The 5,607-nt window shown below is 69.1% G+C and carries 5 protein-coding genes; 2 read left to right on the top strand and 3 right to left on the bottom strand.

Translation table 11 applies throughout. The features are described from left to right. Positions 1–114: 114 nt before the first annotated feature. On the bottom strand, positions 115–768 hold the full coding sequence (gene gph, locus D183_RS0110295; protein ID WP_026144360.1) for a phosphoglycolate phosphatase: 654 nt from the start codon (positions 766–768) through the stop codon (positions 115–117). Between the two features lie 664 nt (positions 769–1,432). Beyond that, positions 1,433–2,503, bottom strand: a complete 1,071-nt coding sequence (gene dinB, locus D183_RS0110290) for a DNA polymerase IV (protein WP_017908913.1) — start codon at positions 2,501–2,503, stop codon at positions 1,433–1,435. 200 nt (positions 2,504–2,703) lie between these two features. Here dinB and fabA point away from each other — a divergent pair, with 200 nt between their 5' ends. Then, positions 2,704–3,219, top strand: a complete 516-nt coding sequence (gene fabA, locus D183_RS0110285; RefSeq protein ID WP_017908912.1) for a 3-hydroxyacyl-[acyl-carrier-protein] dehydratase FabA — start codon at positions 2,704–2,706, stop codon at positions 3,217–3,219. Beyond that, a complete protein-coding gene (gene fabB, locus D183_RS0110280) occupies positions 3,219–4,427 on the top strand; it encodes a beta-ketoacyl-ACP synthase I (RefSeq protein ID WP_026144358.1) in 1,209 nt (402 codons plus the stop codon). The genes fabA and fabB overlap by 1 nt, the downstream gene beginning before the upstream one ends. A gap of 45 nt (positions 4,428–4,472) precedes the next feature. On the opposite strand, the gene D183_RS0110275 is transcribed toward fabB, so the two are convergent. After that, positions 4,473–5,607, bottom strand: a 1,135-nt coding sequence (locus D183_RS0110275; protein ID WP_232757253.1) for an SH3 domain-containing protein, incomplete at its 5' end; no start/stop codon positions are given.

Genomic DNA, 5,607 nt, shown 5'->3' with positions numbered 1-5,607 from the left:
CACCCCAACCCCTCTCCCGGGGGGAGAGGGGCTTACTGCGTCATCGGCTGAAGCCGCTCCTGCAAGCGCATCCCGGTCTTTGCGCTACACCGCAGTGTTTGGATGGCCGTCGTATCAGCGGAGCCGCAGCAGCTCGCGCAAATCATCCATCAGCAACACCACGTCGGCCGTGACCAGATCCAGATCGCGCGGATAGCCGTAACGCACCAGCGCCACAGGCATGCCGGCGGCGTGGCCGGCCTGCAGGTCGGTCCCCGAATCGCCGACCATCAGGCAGCGCGCCGGCGGCTGCGCGAACCGCTGCGCCAGGTGCAGCAGCGGCGCCGGGCTGGGCTTGCGCTCGGGCAGGCTGTCGCCGCCGAGCACCGCAGAGAACAGATCGGCCACGCCCAGATGGCGCAACAACGGCGGCACCATCGCCGACGGCTTGTTGGTGCACAGCGCCAGCGTCACGCCATCCGCATGCAACTGCGTCAGCGCCTCGGCCGCACCCGGATACAGCCGCGGACTGCGCAACAGGCATTCGGCGTAGTGACGCATGAAGGTCGGCATCACCGTCTCGAGTGGCGTGGCGTCGCCGGCATGCCGCCAGGCGCTCTCGACCAGTTTGCGCACGCCCTCGCCGATCCAGCCAAGCACGGTCGCCTCCGGCACGCGCGGCAGGCCGAAGTCGGCCAGGGTACGGTTCAGCGCCTCGGCGATGTCGGCGCCGCTGTCGACCAGGGTGCCGTCCAGGTCGAACACCACCAATGCATAAGGAAATGTCATGTCGTGCCAACACAGGGGGACAAGTGCGCATTGTAGGTGGCGCAATGTCGGACGCGGTTGCGACGCGCGCGCGGCGCGTGCCCTGCCTTCGCTGGCACGCGATTGCGACCACGCCACGCCCGCTACGGCAGCGCCGTGACGGCGACCGAGCGCGCGAACCGCGCTCACGCGATCCATCCCGGCCCGAGTCAACCGCTCGATCCCTGCGCTCGCGCGCACGACACCCGAGAACATCACCGGTTGGCGATCCCCACCCATGTTTCAATCCACGCATCCGTGAGGACGCGACCAGGTCGATCCGCGTGCCGGAGGATGAAGTCGCTGTTGCAACCCGAGCAGCATGCCCCTGTGGGAGGGACTTCAGTCCCGACGCGGGAGCGACGGCCAGGTTCTCGGCCTGCACCCACATCCCATGGTTGTTTCAACACACGCACACGCGAGCGTGTGCGACCGCTGACGCTGTGCTTGCTGACCGACTCGATGTGCTTTCAATCCACGCCCCCCGCAAGGGCGCGACACAGACCCGCCGTCGCCGCACCGTAACCCCAGGTGTTTCAATCCACGCACCGCTCCCGGCGCGACGATAGAGGGTACGACAGTCTCCCGTGGCACACGTTCCCATGCAATCAGCCGGGAAGGCAGTCTCCCAGGCAACGCCACCGCCTCAACCGAACAAGCGCCCCTGCGCCTGCCCAGGCTCGCGCTCGTGGAAGCCGGACAGGCCGACGCCGACCAGGCGGTAGCGGGTGGATGCCGGCAGGTCCACCCGCTCGCGCAGCGCCAGGGCGATGTCGATCAAGGCCTGCAGCGAGTCCGGCGGTTGCTCCGGGGTGAAGCTGCGGGTGAGGATGCGGAACTGCGCGGTCTTCAGCTTCAGCACCACGGTGCGCGCGATGCGCTCGGTGCGGCGGGTGGCGTTCCAGGTCTTCTCCGCCAGTTGCCGGATCGCCGGCTCCAGCGCCTCCAGCGCCAGGTCTTCGGCGAAGGTGTCCTCGGAGGAGATCGACTGCACCGGCTGGTCCGATTCCACCGGGCGTTCGTCGATGCCGCGCGCGCGCTGGTACAGGCGCAGGCCGAAGCTGCCGAAGCGCGCTTCCAGTTCCGCCTCGCTGCGCGCGCGCAGATCGCCCACGGTGGCGATGCCCAGTTCCGCCAGCTTGGCCTCCATCACCTTGCCCACGCCGGGCACCTTGTTCACCGGCAACGGCGTCAGGAAGGCTTCCACGCGATGCGGGCGGATCACGAACTGGCCGTCGGGCTTGCGCCAGTCCGAGGCGATCTTGGCCAGGAACTTGTTCGGTGCGATGCCGGCCGAGGCGGTCAGTTCGGTTTCGGCGCGGATCTGCGCGCGGATGGTCTGGGCGATCTCGGTGGCGGTGCGCAATTCGCCCTTGGGCTCGGTGACGTCCAGGTAGGCCTCGTCCAGCGACAGCGGCTCGATCAGGTCGGTGTGGCGCTGGAAGATCTCGCGCACCTGCCGCGACACCGCCTTGTAGCGGGCGAAATCCGGCGGCACGAAGATCGCGTCCGGGCACAGCCGCTCGGCACGCAGCGCCGGCATCGCCGAGCGCACGCCGAACACGCGCGCCTCGTAGGAGGCGGCGCACACCACCGAGCGCATGCCGCGCCAGGCCACCACCACCGGCTTGCCGCGCAGCGCAGGATCGTCACGCTGCTCCACGGACGCGTAGAACGCGTCCATGTCGACGTGAATGATCTTGCGCATCGACCCCATACCCTACGCCTGCGAACGGTGTGCGCATGATAAGCCCCGCGCTGCGCACGGACTGAGAATGCGCGCCTTGATCCGGCGCAGTGCGCGCGCCACCGCCGCTGCCGACACTACGCGTGCGTACGGATAAAACGTTTGATTGAACGCGCGAAGCTCATGCACTCTTGCGCGCCTCGACTGTCTCGCCTGGGAATGTTCCGCTCATGAGTCGTCTGTCCTCCTATTCGCGCGAGCAATTGCTCGCCAGCGCACGCGGCGAGTTGTTCGGCGCCGACGCCGCGCGCCTGCCCAACGATCCGATGCTGATGTTCGACCGCATCGTCGCCATCGACGAGACCGGCGGCGCGCACGGCAAGGGCGTGATCCGCGCCGAACTGGATATCCGCCCGGACCTGTGGTTCTTCGGCTGCCATTTCATCGGCGATCCGGTGATGCCCGGCTGCCTGGGCCTGGATGCGATGTGGCAGTTGACCGGCTTCTTCCTGACCTGGCTGGGCGCGCCCGGCCGCGGCCGCGCGCTGGGCGTGGGCGAAGTGAAGTTCACCGGGCAGGTGCTGCCCACCGCCAAGCAGGTGGTGTACGAGATCGACATCAGCCGGGTGATCAACCGCAAGCTGGCGATGGCGGTGGCCGACGGCCGCATGTCGGTGGATGGGCGCGAGATCTATACCGCCAAGGACCTGCGCGTGGGCCTGTTCACGTCGACGGAGGCGTTCTGATGCGGCGCGTGGTCATTACCGGAATGGGCATCACGTCGTGCCTGGGCAACGATCTGGACATCGTGTCGCGCGCCTTGCGCGAAGGCCGCGCCGGCATCCGCCATAACCCGCAGGCGGTCGAGGCCGGCCTGCGCAGCCAGATCGGGGGCGATGTGCAGTTGGACCTGGACGCGGCGATCGACCGCAAGCTCAAGCGCTTCATGGGCGACGCCTCGGCCTACGCCTACCTGGCGCTGCGCGACGCGCTGGCCGATGCCGGCCTGGACGAGGCGGCGATCAGCGACCCGCGGATCGGCCTGATCGCCGGCTCCGGCGGCGGCTCCAGCCATTGGCAGGTGGAAGCGGCGGACCTGCTGCGCAACCGCGGCGTGCGCAAGGTCGGCCCGTACATGGTGCCGCGCACGATGTGTTCGGCGGTGTCGGCGAGCCTGGCCACCGCGTTCAAGATCAAGGGCGTGAGCTACTCGCTGTCGGCCGCGTGCGCGACCTCGGCGCACTGCATCGGCGCGGCGGCGGACCTGATTCGCCACGGCCAGCAGGACGTGATGTTCGCCGGCGGCGGCGAAGAGCTGGACTGGACCATGAGCCTGATGTTCGACGCCATGGGCGCGCTGTCCACCGGCTTCAACGACACGCCGGCGGTGGCCTCGCGGCCCTACGACGCCGCGCGCGACGGCTTCGTCATCGCCGGCGGCGGCGGCATGCTGGTGCTGGAGGACTACGACCATGCGGTGGCGCGCGGCGCGCGCATCCACGCCGAACTGGTCGGCTACGGCGTGACCTCCGACGGCGCCGACATGGTGGCCCCGTCCGGCGAAGGCGCGGTGCGTTGCATGCGCATGGCGCTGCAGGGCGTGGACGCGCCGATCGACTACCTCAACACCCACGGCACCTCGACGCCGCTGGGCGACGTCACCGAGCTGGACGCGGTGCGTGCGGTGTTCGGCGACGCGGTGCCGCCGCTGTCCTCGACCAAGGCGCTGTCCGGGCATTCGCTGGGTGCGGCCAGCGTGCACGAGGCGATCTACTGCCTGCTGATGCTGCGCGACGGCTTCATCGCCGGCTCGGCCAATATCGACACGCTGGATCCGCGCGCCGAGGGCTTCCCGATCGTGCGCGAAAGCCGCGACGCGGACTTGCGCACGGTGATGTCCAACAGCTTCGGCTTCGGCGGCACCAACGCCGCGCTGGTGTTCGCCAAGGCCTGACCGTATCCAGGCCGCACGGCGCCTTTGAGGGCGCCGTGGCGCGGCTCAGCGTTCCAGTTGCTTCACGTCGTGTCGCCCGGCGGCCTCGTCCTTGTGCGGTTCCGGCTTGGCCGGTGGCGCTGAGGGCGGAGGCGGAGGTGGCGGAGGTGGCGAACTCGGCTTCGGCGGATGCCGCTCGACCCACTGGATCGTCGCGGGCGTGGGCGGCCACGAAGGCGATGCCGACGGTGCGGAAGCAGACGGCGGCACCGGTTGCAGTCCCATCGATTCGCGCTGGCGGCGGTCGCTGTCCTGGCGTTGCAACTCCTTCGCCAGTTCCTTGTTGTAGCGGGGATTGAGCGCATCTGGCGGCGGGATCTGATGCATCCGCTCGCCCGGCGGCGTCCATGCCGGCGTGGCGCTCACGGCCTCGGAGGAAGACGCCATTGGTGGCGGCGCCCGCCATTGCGGCGCTAACTGCCGCTGCAACGGCGCCGGGATCTGCGCTGGACCAGCGGCAGTCGCCGCGCTTTCCAGCGGGCGGTAACGCGCGCGTTCGCGTGCCCATGGCTGGCCGCGATAGTGCGTGTCCCAGTAGCGGTCCAGCGCGAAGCCGACCGTGGGCACACCGAGCGAGGCACCGGGCGCGACGCCCTGCCCCTGTTCGTGAAAGTCGATTGCACCAGCCGGCAGCCAGCCGCGTTTCTCGCGCCAGCTGACATCGCACCAGGCCCAATCCCGTGTGCAGCCATGCACCTGCAACGCGTCGTCGGTGGCCGGCGTAGCCACGCGCGGATACTCCGGCGCCGGGCCGGCGCGCAGGCTGGCACCGATGCGCACCGTGCCGCTGCCGTCCTGCGCCAATGCCGGCGCGGCCATGCCCAACAGCAACGGCGTCCACCACCCTGCTCGCTTCATGCGGTCCTCCTTGTGCAGTGCGGCAGTGCCCTGCGCCGCGATCGCGGCGGCGAAGATCGCCGTGCCGCTGTGCTGTGTTCTAGCACAGAGGAGCGGGGATTCGGGATTGGGGATTCGGGATGACCAGCCTGCGGCTGTTGAAAGCCGGGAATCGGGAATCGGGAATCGGGAATCGGGACGGCAGCGTAGTCCGCGGAGCACAATCGCTGCAAAGCGATCCAGTGCGCCGATAAAAAACAGCTGCTTTTGTGGGAGTGGCTTCAGCCCCGACGGGCTTTCCCGG

Source organism: Xanthomonas sp. SHU 199, from assembly GCF_000364665.1.
GTDB classification, from domain to species: Bacteria; Pseudomonadota; Gammaproteobacteria; order Xanthomonadales; family Xanthomonadaceae; genus Xanthomonas_A; species Xanthomonas_A sontii.
This window is presented reverse-complemented; position numbering and strand designations above follow the sequence as displayed.

What these genes read in the sequence shown, in the direction of transcription:
- fabB (WP_026144358.1), top strand. Translation starts at nt 3,219, where the DNA reads ATGCGGCGCGTGGTCATTACCGGAATGGGCATCACGTCGTGCCTGGGC.
- gph (WP_026144360.1), bottom strand. Translation starts at nt 768, where the DNA reads ATGACATTTCCTTATGCATTGGTGGTGTTCGACCTGGACGGCACCCTG.
- dinB (WP_017908913.1), bottom strand. Translation starts at nt 2,503, where the DNA reads ATGGGGTCGATGCGCAAGATCATTCACGTCGACATGGACGCGTTCTAC.
- fabA (WP_017908912.1), top strand. Translation starts at nt 2,704, where the DNA reads ATGAGTCGTCTGTCCTCCTATTCGCGCGAGCAATTGCTCGCCAGCGCA.